19 protein-coding genes and 4 tRNA genes are annotated in these 21479 nt (G+C 41.6%); 14 read left to right on the forward strand and 9 right to left on the reverse strand.

What is annotated here, in order from left to right; all coding sequences use genetic code 11:
• Window positions 1-22: 22 nt before the first annotated feature.
• The 5 genes from BWP33_RS03310 to BWP33_RS03330 form a co-directional block, all read right to left on the reverse strand.
• The gene (locus BWP33_RS03310) at window positions 23-2218 is read right to left on the reverse strand and encodes a RelA/SpoT family protein (protein ID WP_002642924.1); all 2196 of its coding nucleotides are present in this window, start codon (window positions 2216-2218) and stop codon (window positions 23-25) included.
• Between the two features lie 236 nt (window positions 2219-2454).
• Window positions 2455-2847: a ribosome silencing factor gene (gene rsfS / locus BWP33_RS03315; protein WP_002642923.1), complete on the reverse strand. Its 393-nt coding sequence runs from the start codon at window positions 2845-2847 to the stop codon at window positions 2455-2457.
• A 103-nt stretch (window positions 2848-2950) separates the two neighbouring features.
• Window positions 2951-3027, reverse strand: a tRNA-His gene (locus BWP33_RS03320).
• A gap of 8 nt (window positions 3028-3035) precedes the next feature.
• Window positions 3036-3112: transfer RNA gene (locus BWP33_RS03325), tRNA-Arg, on the reverse strand.
• 27 nt (window positions 3113-3139) lie between these two features.
• Window positions 3140-3217: transfer RNA gene (locus BWP33_RS03330), tRNA-Pro, on the reverse strand.
• Window positions 3218-3397: 180 nt separating this feature from the next.
• On the opposite strand from BWP33_RS03330, the gene serS reads away from it, so the two are divergent.
• From serS to BWP33_RS03350, 5 genes are all read left to right on the forward strand, one after another.
• Window positions 3398-4690 (forward strand): serine--tRNA ligase, encoded by a 1293-nt coding sequence (gene serS / locus BWP33_RS03335; protein ID WP_002642922.1) that lies wholly within the window; start codon window positions 3398-3400, stop codon window positions 4688-4690.
• A 56-nt stretch (window positions 4691-4746) separates the two neighbouring features.
• On the forward strand, window positions 4747-5496 hold the full coding sequence (locus tag BWP33_RS03340) for an SIMPL domain-containing protein (RefSeq protein ID WP_002642921.1): 750 nt from the start codon (window positions 4747-4749) through the stop codon (window positions 5494-5496).
• Between the two features lie 206 nt (window positions 5497-5702).
• On the forward strand, window positions 5703-6329 hold the full coding sequence (locus tag BWP33_RS03345; RefSeq protein ID WP_002642920.1) for a DedA family protein: 627 nt from the start codon (window positions 5703-5705) through the stop codon (window positions 6327-6329).
• Window positions 6330-6354: 25 nt separating this feature from the next.
• Window positions 6355-6513 carry a hypothetical protein gene (locus tag BWP33_RS12300; RefSeq protein ID WP_155999653.1) on the forward strand — a complete coding sequence of 53 codons (159 nt, stop codon included), beginning with the start codon at window positions 6355-6357 and terminating at the stop codon, window positions 6511-6513.
• Window positions 6514-6539: 26 nt separating this feature from the next.
• Window positions 6540-8702 carry a primosomal protein N' gene (locus BWP33_RS03350; protein ID WP_002642919.1) on the forward strand — a complete coding sequence of 721 codons (2163 nt, stop codon included), beginning with the start codon at window positions 6540-6542 and terminating at the stop codon, window positions 8700-8702.
• A gap of 104 nt (window positions 8703-8806) precedes the next feature.
• On the opposite strand, the gene uppS is transcribed toward BWP33_RS03350, so the two are convergent.
• Both uppS and BWP33_RS03360 read right to left on the reverse strand, forming a co-directional pair.
• Window positions 8807-9541: a polyprenyl diphosphate synthase gene (gene uppS / locus BWP33_RS03355; protein WP_002642918.1), complete on the reverse strand. Its 735-nt coding sequence runs from the start codon at window positions 9539-9541 to the stop codon at window positions 8807-8809.
• A gap of 141 nt (window positions 9542-9682) precedes the next feature.
• Window positions 9683-10384 carry a hypothetical protein gene (locus BWP33_RS03360; RefSeq protein WP_002642917.1) on the reverse strand — a complete coding sequence of 234 codons (702 nt, stop codon included), beginning with the start codon at window positions 10382-10384 and terminating at the stop codon, window positions 9683-9685.
• 334 nt (window positions 10385-10718) lie between these two features.
• Here BWP33_RS03360 and grxC point away from each other — a divergent pair, with 334 nt between their 5' ends.
• The 7 genes from grxC to BWP33_RS03395 all read left to right on the forward strand — a co-directional run bounded on the left by grxC (window position 10719) and on the right by BWP33_RS03395 (window position 15732).
• Window positions 10719-10979 carry a glutaredoxin 3 gene (gene grxC / locus BWP33_RS03365; protein WP_002642916.1) on the forward strand — a complete coding sequence of 87 codons (261 nt, stop codon included), beginning with the start codon at window positions 10719-10721 and terminating at the stop codon, window positions 10977-10979.
• 59 nt (window positions 10980-11038) lie between these two features.
• Window positions 11039-11479 (forward strand): protein-export chaperone SecB, encoded by a 441-nt coding sequence (secB, locus tag BWP33_RS03370; RefSeq protein WP_002642915.1) that lies wholly within the window; start codon window positions 11039-11041, stop codon window positions 11477-11479.
• A gap of 167 nt (window positions 11480-11646) precedes the next feature.
• Window positions 11647-11724: transfer RNA gene (locus tag BWP33_RS03375), tRNA-Pro, on the forward strand.
• 161 nt (window positions 11725-11885) lie between these two features.
• A complete protein-coding gene (locus tag BWP33_RS03380) occupies window positions 11886-12563 on the forward strand; it encodes a hypothetical protein (protein ID WP_002642914.1) in 678 nt (225 codons plus the stop codon).
• A gap of 106 nt (window positions 12564-12669) precedes the next feature.
• Complete coding sequence (locus BWP33_RS03385; protein ID WP_040629492.1) at window positions 12670-13485, forward strand: toxin-antitoxin system YwqK family antitoxin; 816 nt, start codon at window positions 12670-12672, stop codon at window positions 13483-13485.
• An 86-nt stretch (window positions 13486-13571) separates the two neighbouring features.
• On the forward strand, window positions 13572-15005 hold the full coding sequence (gene lpdA, locus BWP33_RS03390; RefSeq protein ID WP_002642912.1) for a dihydrolipoyl dehydrogenase: 1434 nt from the start codon (window positions 13572-13574) through the stop codon (window positions 15003-15005).
• 361 nt (window positions 15006-15366) lie between these two features.
• Complete coding sequence (locus tag BWP33_RS03395; RefSeq protein ID WP_002642911.1) at window positions 15367-15732, forward strand: hypothetical protein; 366 nt, start codon at window positions 15367-15369, stop codon at window positions 15730-15732.
• 80 nt (window positions 15733-15812) lie between these two features.
• Here the strand turns inward: BWP33_RS03395 and BWP33_RS03400 are convergent, their stop codons facing one another.
• On the reverse strand, window positions 15813-16019 hold the full coding sequence (locus BWP33_RS03400) for a (2Fe-2S)-binding protein (protein WP_002642910.1): 207 nt from the start codon (window positions 16017-16019) through the stop codon (window positions 15813-15815).
• A 183-nt stretch (window positions 16020-16202) separates the two neighbouring features.
• Between BWP33_RS03400 and galU the strand changes: the two genes are divergently transcribed.
• Both galU and recC read left to right on the forward strand, forming a co-directional pair.
• The gene (galU, locus tag BWP33_RS03405) at window positions 16203-17087 is read left to right on the forward strand and encodes a UTP--glucose-1-phosphate uridylyltransferase GalU (protein WP_002642909.1); all 885 of its coding nucleotides are present in this window, start codon (window positions 16203-16205) and stop codon (window positions 17085-17087) included.
• A 79-nt stretch (window positions 17088-17166) separates the two neighbouring features.
• Complete coding sequence (gene recC / locus BWP33_RS03410) at window positions 17167-20535, forward strand: exodeoxyribonuclease V subunit gamma (protein ID WP_002642908.1); 3369 nt, start codon at window positions 17167-17169, stop codon at window positions 20533-20535.
• Between the two features lie 159 nt (window positions 20536-20694).
• Here recC and BWP33_RS03415 read toward each other — a convergent pair whose 3' ends face one another.
• Entirely contained in the window at window positions 20695-21369 is a 675-nt protein-coding gene (locus BWP33_RS03415; RefSeq protein WP_002642907.1) for an HdaA/DnaA family protein, read from the reverse strand.
• Window positions 21370-21479 lie beyond the last annotated feature (110 nt).

Genomic DNA, 21479 nt, shown 5'->3' on the forward strand with positions numbered 1-21479 from the left:
CACAGGTTCTAAATTAACATCATTATAATCGAGTTACGCTGTTAACGCCTTTAACTTCAGCTAAACTTGCCAAAACTCTAGGTAATTCATTAACTTGTCTTACTTCCAGCGTAAAGCGCATACTCGCTTCTAAATCGCGTGTTTGGGTTTGGACGGCGGTTACGTTCAATTTGTGTCGTGCTAAAGTATCCGACACATCTCGTAACAAACCGTTGCGGTCTTGAGCACGAATCTCAATATCAATCGCGTAAATGTGATTGGTATCCGCATCTGCCCAGCTTGCCACCATTACTTTTTCAGGCGATTGCGCCGCCAAATGCTCAAAATCCGTGCAACCTTGACGATGAATGGACACGCCCTTATCACGCGTTACAAATCCCACGATTAAATCAGGCGGTGCAGGTTTGCAGCATTTGGCTAAATTGGTCAATAAACCGCCCTCGCCATCAACCAAAACCCCATTTTTGCCACCTGATTGAATTTTGGATTTCTTCACAATCGTGGTTTCGGAAATGGGTTTGGGCGTGGGTTCAGCCAGCAAGCCACAGGCTTTTTGTATGGCTCGGGGTGTTACTTCTCCTTGACCAATTGCGGTGTACAAATCATCAAGTAGCCTGAAACCCAATTTCTCACAAACGTGTTGATGATTAGGCTTTGGATTGATTTTATTGACGATTTTTTCAAATTGATTTTTACCATTTTCGCGAATGGTTTCCGCATTTTGTTGGCGAATATGGGCGCGAATTTTATTGATGGCTTTGTTGGATTTAACCCAGCCTTCGTGTAACCAGTTTACCGATGGTACGCCTTCTTTGGCTGCGATGATTTCCACGCGTTGTCCGTTTTCCAAAGGTGTGGACAATGGCACGATTTGCCCGTCCACTTTTGCACCGCGACAACGGTCGCCTAAATCGCTGTGTAAGGCGTAGGCGAAATCAATTGGCGTAGAACCCACTGGCAATGAGAATACTTTGCCATGCGGTGTCAGAACATAAATCGTGTCATTGAACAATTCGGTTTTGAATGCGGCGGCTAAATCGTCTGTGCCGCTTTGTGCCATGTTTTCGCGCCAATCCAATAATTGTCGCAACCATGCAATTTTTTGTTCGTAAGCGGAATCGCCTTTGCCGCCTTCTTTGTATCGCCAGTGCGCAGCCACACCAAACTCGTTGAATTCGTGCATTTCATGGGTACGAATTTGAACCTCAATGCCTTTGTCTTCTGGTCCCACGATAACGGTGTGTAAGCTCTTGTAGCCATTGCCTTTTGGATTGGCGATATAATCATCAAACTCACCTGGAATGGGTTGCCACAAGCTATGCACAATCCCTAATGTGGTATAGCATTCGGCTATGGTATTGACCAGCACGCGTACTGCTCTGATGTCGTATAGACCATCAAAATCCAATTTTTTCTTAACCATTTTTTTATAAATGGAATAAATGTGTTTGGGGCGACCAGCAACATCACACACAATACCTGCTTGATTGACGGCGGTTTTCAGGCTGCCTAAAAATGCGTCAATATATTTCAAACGTTCATCGCGTTTTTCATCTAATAATTTGGCAATGCGTTTATATTCTTCGGGATTTTGGTAGCGGAAGCCCAAATCTTCAAGTTGCCATTTCAGTTGCCACACACCCAACCGATTTGCCAACGGCGCGAAAATATCCAAAGTTTCTTTTGCCACACTGCGTTTATGTGGACTATCAGGTACTTGCGCAAAATATTGCATGGTACGTGTACGCAATGCCAATTTAATCAGCACCACACGAATATCCGACACCATCGCCAATAACATTTTACGCATGGTTTCGGCTTGGTTGGCACGTTCTTCGGGGGTAGTCAGATTATCCACACGGGCAAAATGAGTTAATTTCTGAACTTCATCAATACCTTGTACCAACATTGCGACATTTGGGCAGCATTGTTCTGTCAGAACGGTTTTCCAATCGGGGATATGCAATTGCGCGTAAGTGAGTATGGTGGCGGCGACCGCATCGGGCAGCAAGTCCATTTCACCGACCATTTTTGCAGACGCAAAAACGCGTGGTATCAAGGGTTCGCCGCTTTTTCGTCCAGTGGCATTGGCTGGATAATATTTTTCGGCTAATTGTTGCGCGGTTTGGAGTAATTTTTGATTAGTGGGATTTTGTTGTGCGGTATAGTCTTGATACCATTGTTGATTGAGCGATAAATCGGTTGAAGTCGTGTTCATGGAAATTTCCTTTTGGCGGAAAAGTCCTATTCTAACGATATTTTGATTTTTAGGCAGCCTGAAATAAAATTTTCTTAGATTTAAAAACATGGCGTATCGCCGCCATACCCACTCTTTTGCGCCCTCAATGGGTTGGCAAGGTTTTGATTGTGTGGTGGGCATGGCTTTTTCAGGCTGCCTGAAACCGAAAAACACCCACAAGTAAAAACTCATGAGTGTTTGATTTAGCAAATGAATCAATCAGCAGAATGCCAAGGTTTGGCTGCGCCAGCGTGGAAAGGTGGTTTTTCGCCACCCCACAAGTCTTCAATATTGTAGAAATCGCGCACGGCAGGCAGCATCACATGAACAATTAAGTCATTGGCATCTACCAACGCCCATTCGCCACTATCTTGCCCTTCGCTGCTGAGAATGGCGAAACCAGCCTCTTTTAAATCAACAGCCACGTTATTTGCCAATGCTTTGACTTGTCGGGTGCTGTCGCCACTGGCGATAATCATGCGTGAGAAAAGCGAAGTTTTGCCTACGGTATCCAATACGATGATGTCTTTCGCTTTGACTTCTTCCAATGCGTTTACGGCGATGTCCACCATTTGTTGTAATTTTTGCAATTCTTGTTCGTTTAACATATATCTTCCTAGTAAAATTGATTATTTTGGGACGTGCTTTTTTTAGGCTACCTAAAATGAAAAAAAAACCACATTAGTGAAAAAACTAATGTGGTTTTGAATTTGGGGTGGAAGATGGGGCTCGAACCCACGACCCTCGGAATCACAATCCGATGCTCTAACCAACTGAGCTACATCCACCACATAACTGGCGCACCCGACAGGAATCGAACCTGTAACCCCCGACTTAGAAGGTCGGTGCTCTATCCAGTTGAGCTACGGGCACGGAAACTATCGGATAACTAAATTTTTTTGGTCGGGGCGGTGGGATTCGAACTCACGACCCTCTGCTCCCAAAGCAGATGCGCTAACCGGGCTGCGCTACGCCCCGACTTGAAAGATTAGAATTATATTGATGACGGCGGTTTGGGTCAATAGTTGTCATGCAATTTTTTTAATTTTGCTTGTTTTTATTTGATTTATTTTTTTAGAATGTGTGGAATTTTGGGTTTCAGGCAGCCTGAAAACGGTTTTTGGTTTAAAATGACGTTTTTGTCTTAGGAATTAAGTGATGTTAGATATTCAATTATTACGAAATGATATTGAGGCGGTTGCGCAACGCTTGGCGGCTCGCGGCTTTGAGTTGGATACCACAAAATTTGAACAGTTGGACGCACAACGCAAATTGCTCCAAACCGAAAACGAACAATTGCAAGCCAAACGCAATCAGTTGTCCAAACAAATTGGCGCGTTCATGGGGCAAGGTAAGAAAGACGAAGCCGATGCCGCTAAAAATGAAGTCGCGCAAATTAAATCGCAAATGGATAAAATTGAACAAGATTTGCCCAATATTCAGGCTGCTTTAGATGATTTGTTGTTGCGTGTTCCGAATTTGCCACATGAATCCGTTCCCATTGGCAAAGATGAAACCGAAAACGTCGAAGTTCGCAAAGTCGGTACGCCACGCCAATTTGATTTTGACATCAAAGACCATGTGGATTTGGGTGCGGCTTTGGGTTTGGATTTTGAAAAAGCGGCGCAATTATCAGGCGCAAGATTTTCGTTAATGAAAGGTAAAGTGGCGCGTTTGCATCGAGCGTTGGCGCAATTTATGTTGGACACGCACACCACGCAGCACGGTTACACCGAATGCTACACGCCTTATATTGTTAGCGATTCTACGTTGTTGGGGACAGGGCAATTGCCGAAATTTGGCGAAGATTTATTTCACGTTACGCGTGGTGGTGATGAAACCAAATTGACGCAATATTTGATTCCAACGGCAGAAGTCACTTTAACCAATACCGTGCGTGATGAAGTGTTATCGCCCCATGATTTGCCAATGAAATTGACGGCGCATTCGCCTTGTTTTCGCAGTGAAGCAGGTTCGCACGGCAAAGACACACGCGGTTTAATTCGTCAGCATCAATTTGATAAAGTAGAAATGGTGCAAATTGTGCAGCCTGAAAAATCATATGAAGCGTTAGAAGAAATGGTTGGACACGCGGAAAATATTTTAAAATTGCTGGAATTACCGTATCGCGTGATTACGCTTTGTACGGGCGACATGGGTTTTGGTGCAACGAAAACTTATGATTTGGAAGTGTGGGTGCCTGCACAAAATACGTATCGTGAAATTTCAAGTTGTTCAAATTGTGAAGATTTCCAAGCACGCCGCATGAAAGCGCGTTTCAAAGACGAAAATGGCAAAAATCGTTTGGTGCATACGCTGAACGGTTCGGGTTTGGCGGTAGGTCGTGCGTTGGTGGCGGTGTTAGAAAATCATCAAAATGCAGACGGTTCAATTAATATTCCGAAAGCTTTGCAACCGTATTTGGGTGGTGTGGAAAAATTAGAGCCGTGATTTTTTCAGGCAGCCTGAAAAAATATTGTCCAATAAGATTAATCAAGGAATCCATCATGAATCATTCTTCTCAAAATATGATTGCTGCGCTGATTTTGGCGATTGGCTTAACGGGTGCGGCGTGGACTTTGGGTAGCCAATTTGGTAAATTGCGCGAATCGGGCGTGATTACTGTGAAAGGTTTGGCAGAGGCGGAATACAAAGCCAGTTTAGGTACTTGGCGTGTGGGCATTACCGCGTGGGGCGATAATTACGCCAACGCCATGTCCAATAATAAAAAACAATTTGCCATATTAAAATCATTTCTTCAAAAACAAGGTTTTAGCGAGGAAGAAATCAAATCGGAAGAAATGAGTGTTTCATCACATACCGAATATTACACAGACGAAAAAGGTGAACGACAATCACGCGAAAATGGTTATGATGCGTCTCGTGATTTCAGCATTTCCACCCAAGATTTAGCCAAATTGCAAAAAGCCCAAAGTGCTATTTTGCAACTTCGTGCCGAAAATGACACGGTTAATTTCAGCTCACCCAAATTTTATTTGGAAGATTTGGAAACCATCAAACGCACGTTGATTTCCAAAGCCACACAAGATGCGGCTATTCGTGCTGAAGAGTTTGCCAAAACAGGCAAAATGAAAGTGGGTGCAATGCAGTCTGCATCACAAGGTTCGTTTGATATTCAATCCACTAGCCCGACCAGCGATGACAGTAGCGACAGTTATGGTGGTGGTTACGACACCAGTACGATTGATAAAAAGGTTCGTTTGGTGGTGACCATTCAATATCGGATTGATGATTGATGAATCTAAGAACCTGTGTTCGTAAGATTACTTAATGTGCCATCTTACGAACACACAGGTTCTAAAGGCAGCCTGAAACCTTTGCAAAACCTTAAATTGCGTTTTTTATATAATTCATAGGTATAGATTATCTTTTAAACTAAAGTTGGGTTAAAACTAAGTTCTACATTATCATTTTTTCTATTTTCAGAACCTGCATTCACATTATGATAGATTTTATTTTACACATTGACACACATTTGGCGACGTTATCTGCGAACTATGGCATTTGGATTTACGCGATTTTGTTTTTGATTATTTTCTGTGAAACGGGTTTGGTGGTAACGCCATTTTTACCAGGTGATTCGTTGTTGTTTGCATCGGGGGCGGTGGTGGCGGCATCGGCTGGTGGTTTGAATATTCACGTGATGGTCATGATTTTGTTGTTGGCTGCGGTGTTGGGTGATGCGGTTAATTTTGTGGTTGGCAAATATTTTGGTGAAAAATTATTTGCTCAACCCGATTCTCGCATTTTTAAACCCGAATATTTAACCAAAACTCATGATTTTTATGCTAAATATGGTGGGAAGACCATTATTTTGGCGCGATTTGTACCGATTGTGCGGACGTTTGCGCCATTTGTGGGTGGCATGGGCAAAATGCACTATGGGCAATTTGTGCGCTACAACATTATTGGTGGGATTGCGTGGGTGGCATCGTTGACGTATTTGGGCTATTTCTTTGGCAATTTGGAGGTTGTGAAAAACAATTTTGGTAAAGTGGTTATTGGGATTATTGTGATTTCATTGATGCCGATGGTGTTTGAAATTTTGAAAATGAGAAAAGCGAAGTAAGAACCTGTATTCACAGCCAAGCGCAATGTCTTTTGCCCGATTGGGTACGCCTGCTGCGGAACGCCATGGGCATAAAATTCGCCTGACATTCGCACCAACAGGGACAATAATCCCTTTCACGTTGACGATGAATACAGGTTCTGAATATTTTTCAGGCAGCCTAAAAATATATTTTGCACAATAAATTGCAACCAGTGAGAGCAGATTCGAATGATTTACCACCATATCGCACTCAACACCATTCTTCCGCCGCTTACCTACGCTCACGATACCGCTTTACCACTTGGTAGTCGTGTGTTGGTCAATTTGCGTGGTAAGCCACAAATTGGTGTGGTATGGGCAAATCATGTTCAACCCGAAATTGACGTTAACAAAATTCTGCCGATTCTGAAAATCTTTGACCACGAACCCACGCTGCCTGAAAATTGGCGTGAACTGATTGATTTTACAGCGCGATATTATCATTATCCCATTGGGCAAACCGTGTTTACCGCGCTGCCGAGTTTGCTCAAAGAACCGCGTCCGATTGAATCGCCCGAATCTCCCGTTTTCTACACACTCAATGATTTAGGCAAACAGCAAACGCCACCGCCCAAAAATCACGCCAAAAAATTGCAGTTATGGCAAGCCTTGTTTTCAGGCTGCCTTGATATGGCTACGCTGAAAAAAATTCATCCAAAAGCTATTGATTTAATTAATGAATATAAAAAGTTAGATTGGTTAAGTATCTGCACTGCTACCACGCCTAGCATTCCCCCATCTCAACACATTCTGAACGCAGAACAAACCGAAGTTTCCAACACCATACAATCTCATCTGCATGAATATCAACCATTTTTGTTACACGGTATCACAGGGAGTGGTAAAACCGAAGTGTATTTTGATGTGATGGCAACTGTGTTGGCGCAAGGCAAACAAGTTTTGTTTTTGCTGCCTGAAATTAATCTTACGCCACAATTATTGGCACGTGTGGCGCAACGTTTTCCCGATGTGCCGACTGCCGTGTTGCACAGCCAAACCGCTACAGGTGCGCGTGGACGCGATTATCTTCGTGCCATGTTGGGACACGCTAAATTGGTGATTGGTACACGTTTGGCGGTGTTCACGCCGATACTTGATTTGGGCTTAATTGTGGTGGACGAAGAACACGATAATTCGTTTAATCAAGACAATGAGTTACGCTATCATGCGCGGGATTTGGCGGTATGGCGTGCGCGTCAGGTAGCTTGCCCGATTGTGCTGGGCAGTGCAACACCCAGTTTGGAAAGCTGGCACAAGGCGCAAATCGGTGCGTATCAATTGCTTACGCTGTCGCATCGCGCCAATGCCATCGCCAAGCTACCTGAAATTGAATTGGTGGATGTTCGCCGTATGCGTTTGGATAATGGTTTTTCGCCACAAGTGTTGAATTTATTGAAACAAAATCATCAAAATGGCGGTTTATCGCTGGTGTATTTGAATCGGCGTGGCTTTGCGCCTGCGCTGTTTTGTGGTGATTGTGGACACACGTTTGGTTGTCCAAATTGTTCGGCAAAATTGGTTTTACATCAACGTGCTAGGCAGTTGCGTTGTCATCATTGTGATTTCAGACAGCCTATTCCTCACGCTTGCGAAGAATGCGGCAATCAAGACCTAACCGCCGTTGGACAAGGCACACAACGCATTGAGGAGACATTGAAAAATTTTCTACCACTCGCCAAAATTGTGCGTGTGGATAGAGACAGTATGCACAAAAAAACCGATTGGGCGCATTTGTACGACCAAATTCACGCACAGCAAGTGGACATTTTGATTGGCACGCAAATGTTAGCCAAAGGGCATGATTTTCCTAATTTAAATTTGGTGGTGGTATTAAATGCTGATGGTTCGTTGTTTAGCAGTGATTTTCGTGCGCCAGAAAGATTGTTTGCGGAATTGATGCAAGTGTCGGGACGCGCTGGACGCGCAGAGAAAGCAGGGCGTGTGTTGATTCAAACGCAGTTGCCTGAACACGAAATTTTCCACGCAATTCGGGCGCAAAATTTTGCCCAATTTGCCACACAGGAATTGGCACAACGAGAAATGTTTGGTTTACCGCCATTTGGTTTTCAGGCAGCCGTGCGCGCGGACGCGTTAAAAATGAGTGATGCAGTAGATTTTCTCAATGAAATCCGTGATGTGATTGCACCCATGCTGCCTGAAAATGTGTCGCAAATGGGTGCGGTACCCATGTTGATGGCGCGTTTGGCGGAGCGTGAACGAGCGCAAATTTTTATTGAAAGCATGAATCGGGTGGCGTTGCATCGGGCGTTGAGTTTGTGGGAGCAGGTGTTGGCGCAGCATCGGGATAATCGGATTCGCTGGCATATTGACGTGGATTGTCAGGAAATGTAGAGCAATTACAGTGCGTTAAATTTGGGTGAAGATGGCGTATTCTAATTTGAATTCAAAACGCTATATTTTTCAGGCTGCCTGAATACAAAGGCAGCCTGAAAAATTTAAGGGCGTTGTTGTTCAATGGGTAATTGTTCGGATGTGCGTCCAAAACGGCGTTCGCGTTGTGTGAAAGATTCAAATGCACGATAAATTTCGGTTTCGTTAAAATCAGGCCACAATACGTCTGTGAAATAAAATTCGGCGTATGCCATTTGCCAGAGCATAAAATTGCTGATTCGTGTTTCGCCACCTGTGCGAATAAACAAATCGGGTTCGGGGGCTTCAGCCAGCATGAGTTTAGTGGATAAATCGGATTCGGTGATTTGGGTTTTTCCTTCAGCAATTAAGGCGTTAGCAGCCTGAATAATGTCCCATTTTCCACCATAATCGGCGGCGACGGTTAGGGTTAATCCTGGATTATTTTTAGTTAATTCTTCTGCTGCAACAATGCCTTTTTGAATGGCTGGACTAAAATGGCTGCGGTCGCCGATGACTTTCACGCGCAAACCGTTGGCGTGCATTTTGGCGACTTTTTTCTCCAGTGCGGTCAAAAATAAGCCCATTAAAAATGAGACTTCGTCTTCGGGTCTGCGCCAATTTTCGGTGGAAAATGCAAACACAGTCAAATATTCTACGCCTGCATTGGAGCAGATGCGGCACATTTCTTCCAGCGTATCCAAGCCGCGTTTATGTCCCATCACGCGTGGCATCAAGCGTTTTTTTGCCCAGCGTCCGTTTCCATCCATAATTACGGCGACATGGCGCGGAATATTTTGGTTGTTAGCAGAATGACTCATGTGGTTATTGCCTTTCAAATCGTGCATTATCTGTATAATTATAGCGTTTTGTTGACAAATTCAGCGAATAAAAGCGAAAAATTAGCAAAAAAATTTTCAGGTAGTTTTATTGAAAAAGGCAGCCTGAAAAGATTAGTGGATTTAAGCCAATTTTTCTGGCGCATTTTCATCATCCTTGGTTTCGCTGCGCATTTTATTAACCAAATCACGCAAGGCTTTTTGCACGCGCAAAGATTGTTGATTAAAATTGCCACGTAAAATAACAACGGCATCACTGAACAAACCTTTTTGATGATTGTCCAGCATCTTTAAGGTACAAGATTTGAAATCATCGTAGGCATTTTGCAGTTCTGTGTATTCTGTGTAATGGCGCAAGTTTTTGCCCTCGCATTGTAGCCACTGTCCAATGCAGCACAGCAATTCAGAGCCGACTTTGGACATTTTGGCGTATTGGTTGGTTGTGCCATCGCGCATACTTTGTTCAATTTGTTTGCACCATTCGGTATGACCTGTGAGTAAATATTCCAATTGTGGGATACTGGTTTTAATTTTATCAGATGAGTTATTTTTTTCATCATCAGGGAGTTCTATATCTTCTGTTTCATTATCGCAACCACAACCACAACCGCAGCCACATGGACTAATTTGAATGGGTCTTTCATAAACAGGAGATTCATCAATGGTAATGTGTTTCATGAAATCATCTAATTCTTCTGTGCTGCAACCGCATGGTGAATTTTCTTGATGTGAGTCGTGTTGTTGGCAATCACAAGGAGATTTTTCGGTTTCGGTTGATATTTGATTGTTTTTTGATTTGTGTGTTAACCATTCAAAAATTTTCATTTTAAATTTTCCTAAGCAATAAGTTGAGTAAAGTATATTCAAAATCATTTTTATTTGATTGAATAAAGAAATAAATATATGGTTTTGTCTTTATAACGATAAAGTACTAAAATGGCAACTACTTCTGGCGTAATTATTGGCATAATTTGCAGATTTTATCGGATTATATGGCTCATGAATTAAAATTGCTTAGGCAATGGATAATGCAGATACGAAGCGGATTTTTTAGGTAAAATTGCTTACTTTCGTATCAAAAAAACGCGTCAGAATAACTTGACAAACTGCTGATTGTGAATTAAAAAGCTGGTTTTGATAAAAAGCAACATATCTTATCATGAACAAAGTTACTATCTACACAGGCGCACATTGTCCTTATTGCTTGATGGCAAAACGGCTATTAAATCAACTTGGTGTACAGGACATTTGCGAAATCAATCGCGATGAATTTCCTGAAGAGTTTCGTCAAGTCCAAATCCGAACAGGACAGCGTACCATTCCACAAATTTTTATTGGCGATAATTATGTGGGTGGTTTTACTGATTTATACGCGTTGCATCAGCAGGGTAGTTTACAAACTTTGCTGAATGTTGAATAATCTCGTTTTTTGCTGTTTTTACTGGGCAGCCTAATTTTTATTTTAAAGAAAGAATTATCATGAGCGAACAAACTCAACCTATTTTCAGCATTGAAAAATTGTATGTGAAAGATTTATCTTTGGAAGTGCCGCACGCACCAGGTATTTTCCTAGAATCTGAAACACCTGAAGTGGATATGCGTGTTGCCACACACAGCCAAAAAATTGAAGAAGAATTTTACGAATGTGGTATTACCGTTACCATCACCGCTAAATTAAAAGATGAACGCGTGGTGTTTTTGAGTGAAGTTAATCAAGCAGGTATTTTCCGTTTGTCCAATATTCCTGAAGAGGACATCAAAATTTTGTTGGGCGTGGCTTGTCCAAATATTTTGTTCCCTTATGCGCGTGAGACCGTGTCTTCAACTGTAACGCGTGCTGGTTTCCCACCCGTATTGCTTGCACCAATCAATTTTGACGCGATGTATCATCAATCTTTAGAGCAAGAAGCAGCGGCTTAATTTTAAGAACCAAAAACCTTTCAGGCAGCCTGAAAATAGTTAATCAGCTATTTTTCAGGCTGCCTTAAAAGTTTTATGCCCATTTTTTTAATGAAAATGACATACACAATTATCGTATCGACTTGACAAATGATGGGTATATTATTTACAATTGCTACCTTTGAAGTCGGGGCGTAGCGCAGCCCGGTTAGCGCATCTGCTTTGGGAGCAGAGGGTCGTGAGTTCGAATCCCACCGCCCCGACCACTATTTTTAACTTAACTGTGTTGTTTTTTGAGTCAATGCGGTTTTTTTGCATCATAAATCGATAATAATCAGGCAGCTTGAAAAAACTTTCAGGCTGCCTTTTCTGTTTTTCTATATAATAACCGCGGTAATAAATCTATTATTTAGGAAAAATATACATCATGAGTCATTCATCCCAGAATTCGGTTGGTAAAAGATTGAGCCAATTCCTTTTACGCCAAATTCATCATAAAAATGAAACTGTTCAACCTGCTGAACCATCTAAAACAGATGAATTCAGTCATTTGTCTACACCAATTGAAAGCGATTTGGAAAAAGCCAATCATTGGGTTGATTCAATTGAAATGACCGAAGCTAACTTAACCAGTGTATCAAAGCAATCCATTGAAAATCCAATGAATTATCATGAGCAGTACCCAGCGTTGCAAACTACTTTGCAAGATGTGATGAAAAAAATTCCTGATTGCAAATCATTGGCTTATGTGGATATTGAGCAACGTGCTTTGTTGGGCATTTATTCGATTCAATCTTTACCTGTTGAGATACAGCAGCTTATTGCTGCCGCTACCAGTGATTTATTTACCGCACCCAATATGGTGAGGGTATCTAATTTATACAAACAACAAAAAGGCACGAACGAAGAAAAAAGTAATTTTAATGAAATGATTGTGCATGGTGAAGAAGATGTTTATGTGTTTATTCGTGCGAGAAATAATCGTAATCATGTGAGTGTGTTGGCTTGCAACAGTACCACGCCATCGGGAATGGTGCTGATTAATGCGCGTCAAATGATGCCACAAATTGAAGCCGTTACCGAAGCGATGACTGAATCAATTTGATGGTTTGTTTTTTTCAGGCTGCCTTTGGATATAAAATCGCCATAGCTTTTTTGTAAAGAACAATTTAGAATAGCAACATTTCACTACACAAGACAACATTAATTTAATGAAATCCATTTTATTCATGTGTTGGCTGAGTTTGGGTTTGATGGCGTGTCAGCAGCCAAGTAGCAATCATCAAAATCAGGCTGCATCTACCGCGCAATCTGCTGATGTGTATGCGAACCTTGCACTCACGAGCGACCAAATTATCCCACCCAAGATAGAATACACACCCAATTCCAAACCACAAACTGTGTATTTCTCTGCCAATGGTGAACCGTCAAATAAACCTGTGGCAAACGGCTTTTACCGCCAAATTTTGGGTATGACTGGTGATGGGCGCAACGTGGCACAAGATTATTATGCAGATACCCAAAAACAACAAACCGCACCCTTTGTTATCAAAAAAGGTGGGAATCCAACCGAATTTAGTAAGCATATTTTAGATAGTCGAGTTATTTGGTATAGTCATCATGATGGTGAAATTGCGAGTGTGGGTAATTTTCACAATGGCGAGCAACAAGATTGGTTAGATGTTTATGAATATAAACAACTAGTTGTGCAATTAAAAGACAACAGCACAGGTATTGCCATGCGATTTTTTTCACCTGACGACAAAATTTGGGGCGAAGGTGAAATCGCGCAAGGAAAAAAAGGTTTGGAAATTAAGCAATTAAAATTCTATCATCCCAACGGCAAAATCATGAGCCAAATGGATATAGACCCCAACGGTAAACCCATTGGCATGACCACTTTTGATGAAAGTGGTAAAGAATTAGACGACAAACAAAATGCCACATTTAACCAAATTTTGTTGGCACGGTTTGGTGTTGTCGTGCATAAATTACCCACTTTAATGGCGCGTACCAACGCATCATGATTTTTCAGGCAGCCTGAAAAATGGTTTGATTTTGAATTTAACAATTTGTTTCACAACCCCATTTATATTATTTGAAGGAAAATATCATGTCTCAATTTGATGTAGTTGTAATCGGTGCAGGTCCTGGCGGTTATGTGGCGGCAATTCGCGCAGCGCAACTGGGTTTCAAAACCGCTTGTATTGATGCAGGTGTGAATAAAGCTGGTGATGCGCCTGCTCTGGGTGGTACTTGTCTGAATGTGGGTTGCATTCCATCAAAAGCTTTGTTGCAATCATCGGAACACGTCCACACTGCATTACACGATTTTGCCGCGCATGGCATCAGTGTGAATGCTGTGCATTTTGATGCTGCCAAAATGATTGAGCGCAAAGATGCCATCGTGAATAAGTTAACTGGTGGAATTAAGTTCTTGTTCCAAAAAAATAAAGTGGAAAGTTTTTTTGGTTTGGGTTCGTTTTTGGGTAAAAACGGCGATTTTTGGCAGCTTGAAATTAACAATCGTGGCGAAAAATCTGTGATTGAAGCTAAACATGTGATTGTGGCAACGGGCTCTTTGCCACGTCAATTGACTGCTTTGGTGGATATTGACAATGAAATTGTATTGGATAACGAAGGTGCATTGAATTTGACCAATGTGCCAGCCAAATTGGGTGTGATTGGTTCGGGTGTGATTGGTTTGGAAATGGGTTCGGTGTGGAAACGCTTGGGTTCTGAAGTAACCATTTTGGAAGCTGCACCCACTTTTATGGCAGCTGCTGACCAACAAATTGCCAAAGAAGCATTCAAATATTTTACCAAAGAACAAGGTTTGGACATCAAATTAGGCGTGAAAATTCATGCGATTAATCGTGCCAAAAACACTGTAACTGTGGAATATGAAGTAAATGGCGAGAAATTTGCCGATACTTACGATCGCTTAATCATTGCCATCGGACGCGTACCTAATACCAATGGTTTGAACGCTGAATCTGTTGGTTTGGCGAAAGACGAACGCGGTTTTATTACTGTGAATGAATTGTGTCAAACCAATTTGCCAAATGTGTGGGCGATTGGTGATGTGGTACGTGGTCCAATGTTGGCGCACAAAGCCAGTGATGAAGGTGTGGCGGTGGCTGAACGCATTGCAGGTCAAAAACCACATTTGGATTTTAATACCATTCCTTGGGTTATCTATACCGATCCCGAAATCGCATGGGTGGGCAAAACGGAAGAACAATTACAAGCAGAGGGCATTGAATACAAAAAAGGCACGTCAGGTTTTGGTGCAAATGGTCGCGCTTTAGGGTTGGGTAAAGCCAAAGGTACCATCAAAGTGCTGTCTTGTGCGAAAACTGACCGTATTTTGGGTGTGCATATGATTGGCCCGATGGTCAGCGAATTGATTGCGGAAGCGGTGGTAAGCATGGAATTCAAGGCCAGCAGCGAAGATATTGCGCGAATTGTTCACGCACACCCAACTTTATCGGAAGTGTTACACGAAGCGGCGTTGGCTGCGGATAAACGTGCATTACATGGTTAAAAGATATAGTCGTTTAAATTAAAATACTACTGCTTTGCCTGCTCTCTTATTTACCTATAGTATAGATGTACGCGGCGGTTGTGGTTGCCTTATCCCATTTTTATTTTAAACGACTATGCGATTAACAATAAAGGTAGCCTGAAACCTTATTTAAATCCATGAACACAGGTTCTAAGGTTTTGGATGTATTTGGGGTTGCTTTTTTTATCATTCATAATTTTTGTTAATTATTTTGTTGTCGCCATTTACAAACACAATTTAATGATTTTCCTGAATTTTCTTGCTTTAACACAATAAATCATATTAAATTAAAGCAGTTATACGAATTGCCGTTTAACTGATTTAAATGAAAGGATTATGTATGATTTATTGGTTAATGATGGGCATTTGGATATTTGGGTTTGAGTTGTTTTTGCATACGCTGTATTTACGTGCTGTTTCGGTGGCGTTGTTGGTGGCGAGCGTGGTGGCGTTGATTTGGGGGCATCATGTTGCCAGTCAAGTGGCGGTGCTGGTGTTGGTGATTGGTTCGGCTTGGGTATATTTGGATAAACAGATACGTTCTCAAGAAGTTAGCCAATTAATTGAAAATCAAGAAAATAACGATAATTTATTGAAAGAAATTATGCAATCTGAAGTATTACCAGATGAATCAAAAACAGTCATGAATCAATTCGGTAATTTCAGGCAGCCTGAACAATGGCAGCAAATACAAAAAAATGATTAGCCATTAAAAACGCAGCCTGAAAGAAATTTTTAATCTTTCAGGTTGCCTTTTTGTTGTCGTTATCATAGGATTGGATTGTTTTAACGCTGAATACTGGTTTGTGTGGTTATTGTGGTTTGTGCGGCGGCGGGGTTGGTACTCAAATAAGAGCTGGCAAGTTCTGCGCAGCAGCCACAACAAGTGGCAACGCCTAATTGGTTCTGTAAATCGCCCAAAGACGTTGCACCTGCTGCTACGGTTTCTTGAATTTGACGGTCGCTAATCGCATTACAAATACAAACATACATGGTTGATTCCTCTTAAGAAAATTTGTGGGCTGTTATTATTCAATAGAATTTTCTTAATGATAATCCCTTTCATTATTTTTAGCAAGTCATGAGTTGTGAATAAATGCAAGATTTCACGATAATCAGCGCGTAGTTGTTGGTTTATTGCACCATATTATTTAAAACTTTAAAGGATTAATAAAGATGAGAAAACACCCTCGTATTCGTAAAGCGGTTTTTCCCGTGGCTGGTATGGGAACGCGATTTTTGCCCGCCACCAAATCCACACCAAAAGAAATGTTGCCAATTGTGGATAAACCTTTGATTCAATATGCGGTTGAAGAAGCGATTGAAGCAGGCTGTACCGAAATTATTTTTGTGACAGGGCGCAGCAAACGCAGTATTGAAGACCATTTTGATAAAGCGTATGAATTGGAAACCGAGTTAGCATTGCGTCATAAAGATGCTTTATTGGATCAGGTACAAAATATCTTGCCACAAAACATTACTTGCTTGTACATTCGTCAAGCGGAGGCGTTGGGATTGGGACACGCGGTGTCGTGTGCTCAAGCTGCAATTGGTGATGAACCGTTTGCGGTGTTGTTGGCAGACGATTTGATTGATGCGCCACGTGGTGCGTTAAAGCAAATGATTGATGTATATGAAAAAACAGGCAGTAGCGTATTGGGTGTGGAAACCGTTCATCCACAAGAAACAGGTTCGTATGGCATCGTAGAAGTAACACCTTGGCATGAATTCCAACGCGTGCAAAGTATTGTGGAAAAACCCAAACCTGAAGAAGCACCATCTAATTTGGCAGTGGTGGGGCGCTATATTTTAACGCCACGTATTTTTGAATTGCTGGAAAACACAGGTCGTGGTGCAGGCAACGAAATCCAATTAACCGATGGTATCGCGTCTTTATTGGAATACGAACCCGTGTTGGCGCACGCGTTTGATGGTATTCGCTACGATTGTGGTAGTAAATTGGGTTATTTGGAAGCCACGTTAGCTTTCGGTTTAAAACACCCTGATACGGGTGCGCAATTTCATGATTTGGTTCGCCGTTATGCGTCATTAGAAGGTTAAATTTTATTCTGAATGGAATTTTCAGGCTGCCTTGATTAGAATAAGGCAGCCTGAAAAATTTTATTATTAGAAAATCATTATGTTACATTTATATCAATCCAATCGCTTAGAAGATTTGGCGGAAATGTTGGCAACTTTGCACGCCGTTCAGCCTGTGCCATCGTCTTTTGCGCCCGAGCAAATTGTGGTGCAAAGTCAAGGAATGCGCCGATTTATTAATCAATATTTAGCAAAAAAACAAGGAATTGCAGCAAATATTCAATTCAGCCTGCCTGCTGGATTCAGTTTCCGTTTGATGCGCGAGACCATGCCCGATACGCCCGAATTGAATCCGTTTGATACGGAAGTGATGCGTTGGCGGTTGTTGGATTTGTTCCAATCTGATGAATTTCAACAAGATGAGTTTCAGGCAGCCCGAACAGTGTTGCACACTTATTTGCAAAATGGCGATTATGCGGCGTATCAATTAGCGGGGCAACTGGCGGACGTATTTGACCAATATTTGGTTTATCGCCCGAATTGGATTGAAACGTGGCACAAAGGGCAATTAGTAGATGGATTGTCAGATGAGCAAATTTGGCAAGCACCGCTTTGGCGATATTTGGACGATGGGCGACAAACTGCGCCTCATCGTGTTCAATTGTGGTATAACTTAATGAATATTTTGGATAATCCACCTGATTGGCTGCCTGAAAGATTTTTTGTCTTCGGTATTGCCACGCTTGCACCAATGTATCTAGAATTATTGATACGTTTGTCAAAAATGCGTGAAGTGCATATTTTCGCATTGAATCCAAGTGCAGAGTATTGGGGTCAAGTTATTGAACCATCACAAATTTTAGATAAATCTGAAATTTTAGATTTAAGTTTACAAGGACATCCCTTGTTGGCATCACTTGGAAAACAAGGACGCGATTTTTTTGATGCGTTGGCGGAAGCTGATGTAGCGGTTGATGTGAGTGCGTATGATGATGAATATTTTTCAGGCAGTCTTTTGCATCAATTGCAACGCGATATTCAAACACAAACGCTGCCTGAAAACAGCCAATGGCGTGAAATCAATCAAACTGATTCTGAAAATTCATTGGATTATCTGAAGCATCATGATCGCAGTATTCAAATTCACAGTGCGCACAGTCCCTTGCGTGAATTACAAATTTTAAAAGATCAATTGCTTGAATTATTAGATAAAAATCCAAATTGGCGACCGCACGATATCGCTGTTCTCACGCCACACATTGAGCCGTATGCACCATATTTGCAGGCGGTTTTTGGGCAGGAAACGGGCAGTGGGCAGGCGTTGCCTTATTCGCTTTCGGACGTGAAATTGTCACGCCAGCAGCCGTTTTTGTATGCGTTGGAGCAGGTGTTGGATTTGTTGACCAGTCGGTTTGAAGTGGATAAATTGTTGGGTGTTTTGGATAATGAAATTATTTTACAAAAGTTTGATTTAACAAAAAAAGATTTGCCATTAATCCACGATACCGTAGCCAAATTAAACATTCATTGGGGGGCGAACAGCGAACAACGCGCTCAATTTGGTGATAGACAGCGATTATTCACATGGCAACAAGGTTTGGAGCGTATTGTGTTGGGTTGGATGCTGCCTGAAAACACGCGCCAATCTTTGTGGCAGGGCATGAGTCCGTGGTATACGCGCCCTGATTATTTGGAAATTTTGAGTAAATTTGTTTTGTTAATCAGAGTGCTGACTAAATCTCAACAAAAATGGCAAAAGCCTGCCGATGTAGCCATATGGACGGAGCGTCTGCGTGAATTGGTTAATCAGTTGTTTTTACCCAATGACGAAGACCGTGATGTGATTCAGAAGTTAGAACAATCACTTAGTGAATGGATAGCAGAAAGTGAATTGGCGCATTTTCATCATAATTTATCGCCAGAAGTGGTAATTCAGCATATTAAACGATTTTTAAATCAATCAGATGAGGCAGGATTTTTACGTGGAGGCATCACGTTTTGTGGCATGGTGCCAATGAGGTCTTTGCCGTTCAAAGTGATTGCGCTGATTGGTTTGAATGATGGTGATTTTCCACGTAATACGAAAGCTGCCAGTTTTGATTTGATTGCGAAACACCCGAAAAAAGGCGATCGTGCTAGGCGTGATGATGATAGATATTTGTTTTTAGAAGCTTTATTTTCAGCACGGGACGTGTTGTATTTGTCGTTTGTTGGTAAAGATATTCGCACCGATGAAGTCCGCGCGCCTTCTACTTTATTGAATGAGTTGGTGGATTGTGTGGCAGATATGGCGGGTGTGTCATCGGGGTTGTTGTTATCGGAATGGGTGGTTGCCCATCCTTTGCAAGCATTTTCACGACAGTATTTTATATCTAATAAATCAGATAATTTAATTAAATCAGTAAATTATAATGAATTAATTAGCAGTAGAACCGATTATGCTGATGCCTTGAATCAACCAGTCAAACCATTAGGCGATTTTTTCAGGCAGCCTGAAAAGTTAATTCATCAATCAGATGAATTAATTGAACAAAATTCTTTTATTCAATTTTGGCGTAATCCCATTCGCAGTTATTTGCGTGATTCATTGAATTGGCAACCGCCCTATTTGCACATGGAGTGGGACGCGAAAGAACCTTTTGAACCTACTAAGATTCGTTTATTATCTGATGCTTATGTTTTAGCCAGACGCAAGAACCAATCATTTGAAGAGTTGGCGCAAGAATTGACGGCACAAAGTTTGTTGCCAACTGGTGTATTGGGTAAATTGGTGCAACGTGATTTTGCGGCACAAGCGGCGATGTTGGACGGCGAATTGCTGCATAGTCCTGCTTTGGCTGAACGCAGTGGCATGCTGCACATGGAATCAGGCAGCCTGAATTATCGTTTGAATCATTTGACGCAATGCGGACAAATGATTTACGCCAGTCAATTTTTGCGTGAATCCAATGAACATGGTAAATTGTCTGCATCAGATAAAATTGAATTGATTTTACAACATCTTATATTTTGTGCTGCCACGCCTGACAATCAAACACAGACTGAAAATCGTCAAACTTATTTGATTCAATTGCCTGATGTTTTAACTTTCCCAGCCGTGTCGCAAGATGAAGCTTTAACAATTCTAAATATTTGGATAAAATATTATAAACAAGGAATTAATTCGCCATTGCCATTTTTCCCACGTGTGCAGTTGGCGGCGGCGAACAAATTATTTGACCCCAAAACAGGTCAGTTGAATCGTGAAGCGGCGATTAAAAAAGCAGCTGAAATTTATCACAAAGGTTATCAAGGATTTGCGCAAGAAGATTATCCTGAAGTTAAATTGGTGTATGGGCGTAATCCCGATGCTGAACCACCGTATTTATCCGATGAATTTATAAATTTAACAATTGATTTATTTGAAAATTTGCAAGGCAGCCTGAAAGCGTTAGAGGGTAAATTGGAAAATGATGAAGTGGAGCAATAAAGATTTCAGGTTGTCTGTGAAATGTCCATGCCGGTTTCCAATTGTGTGTTAAATTCATGGTCAATCGATATCATGATGTACTCATTGGTAAACAAAATGACCATCAGCGTGTCGTCAGTCGCCCGATGACTGTGTCTAAATCAAAAATAGCTAAATTTTTCATAAGCTTTCCTGTTGTTTTAATAATTGTTTTACTAAATTCAGTGTCAAAGGTTTGCCAATCGCCACCGAATATGCCACCAAATCATCAAATATGGACAGCAAATGACTCATGTCTTGCCGCCATTGGTCGTGTAGATATTCATAAATTTTGGGGTCTATATGCAGTTGGCGTGTTTTTGCTAAATGTTTGAGTGCATTAATTTTTTCATCTCGGCTAAGCGGCTGTACTTCGTAGGCGAGACAATATGCCACGCGTGTACGTAAATCTTCACGCAAATTTAATTTGGCTGGGTGAAAATCAGACGCAAGCAATAGATTGCCTTGTCTTGTATTTCGGAAATGATTGAATAAATTAAATAAAACGCTTTGTTCGCGGCTGCGTAATTTTTCAATTTGGTCAATAGCGACATATTCGGCATCTGCAACCAGATGAGCGGTTAAGCTGGTTTTATCGGCATCAATGTAGATGGCGCGGTGTCCAGCTTGCAGGGCTTGTCCGACCCATGCTTGCAAAATATGGCTTTTGCCTGCGCCTTTTTCGCCCCAAATGTAAATGAATTGGTCATGTTTTTGTTGCAAAAAATAAATCAATTCGGCGTTGGCATTGCCTAATAATTGGTCAAAGCGTGGGTAGTCGAGTTCGTCAAAATCTAGGGATAATTGGGCATTCACGGTTCGTTTGCTTTCAGGCTGCCTGAAAAAAATGGTGTAATTGTATAATATTGTTGTCAGAATTTAAATATTTTTAACAGATTAATTAAGTAAATTTTTTTGAAAAACAA

Origin of the sequence: Simonsiella muelleri ATCC 29453 (assembly GCF_002951835.1) — a bacterium.
Classification (GTDB): Bacteria; Pseudomonadota; Gammaproteobacteria; order Burkholderiales; family Neisseriaceae; genus Simonsiella; species Simonsiella muelleri.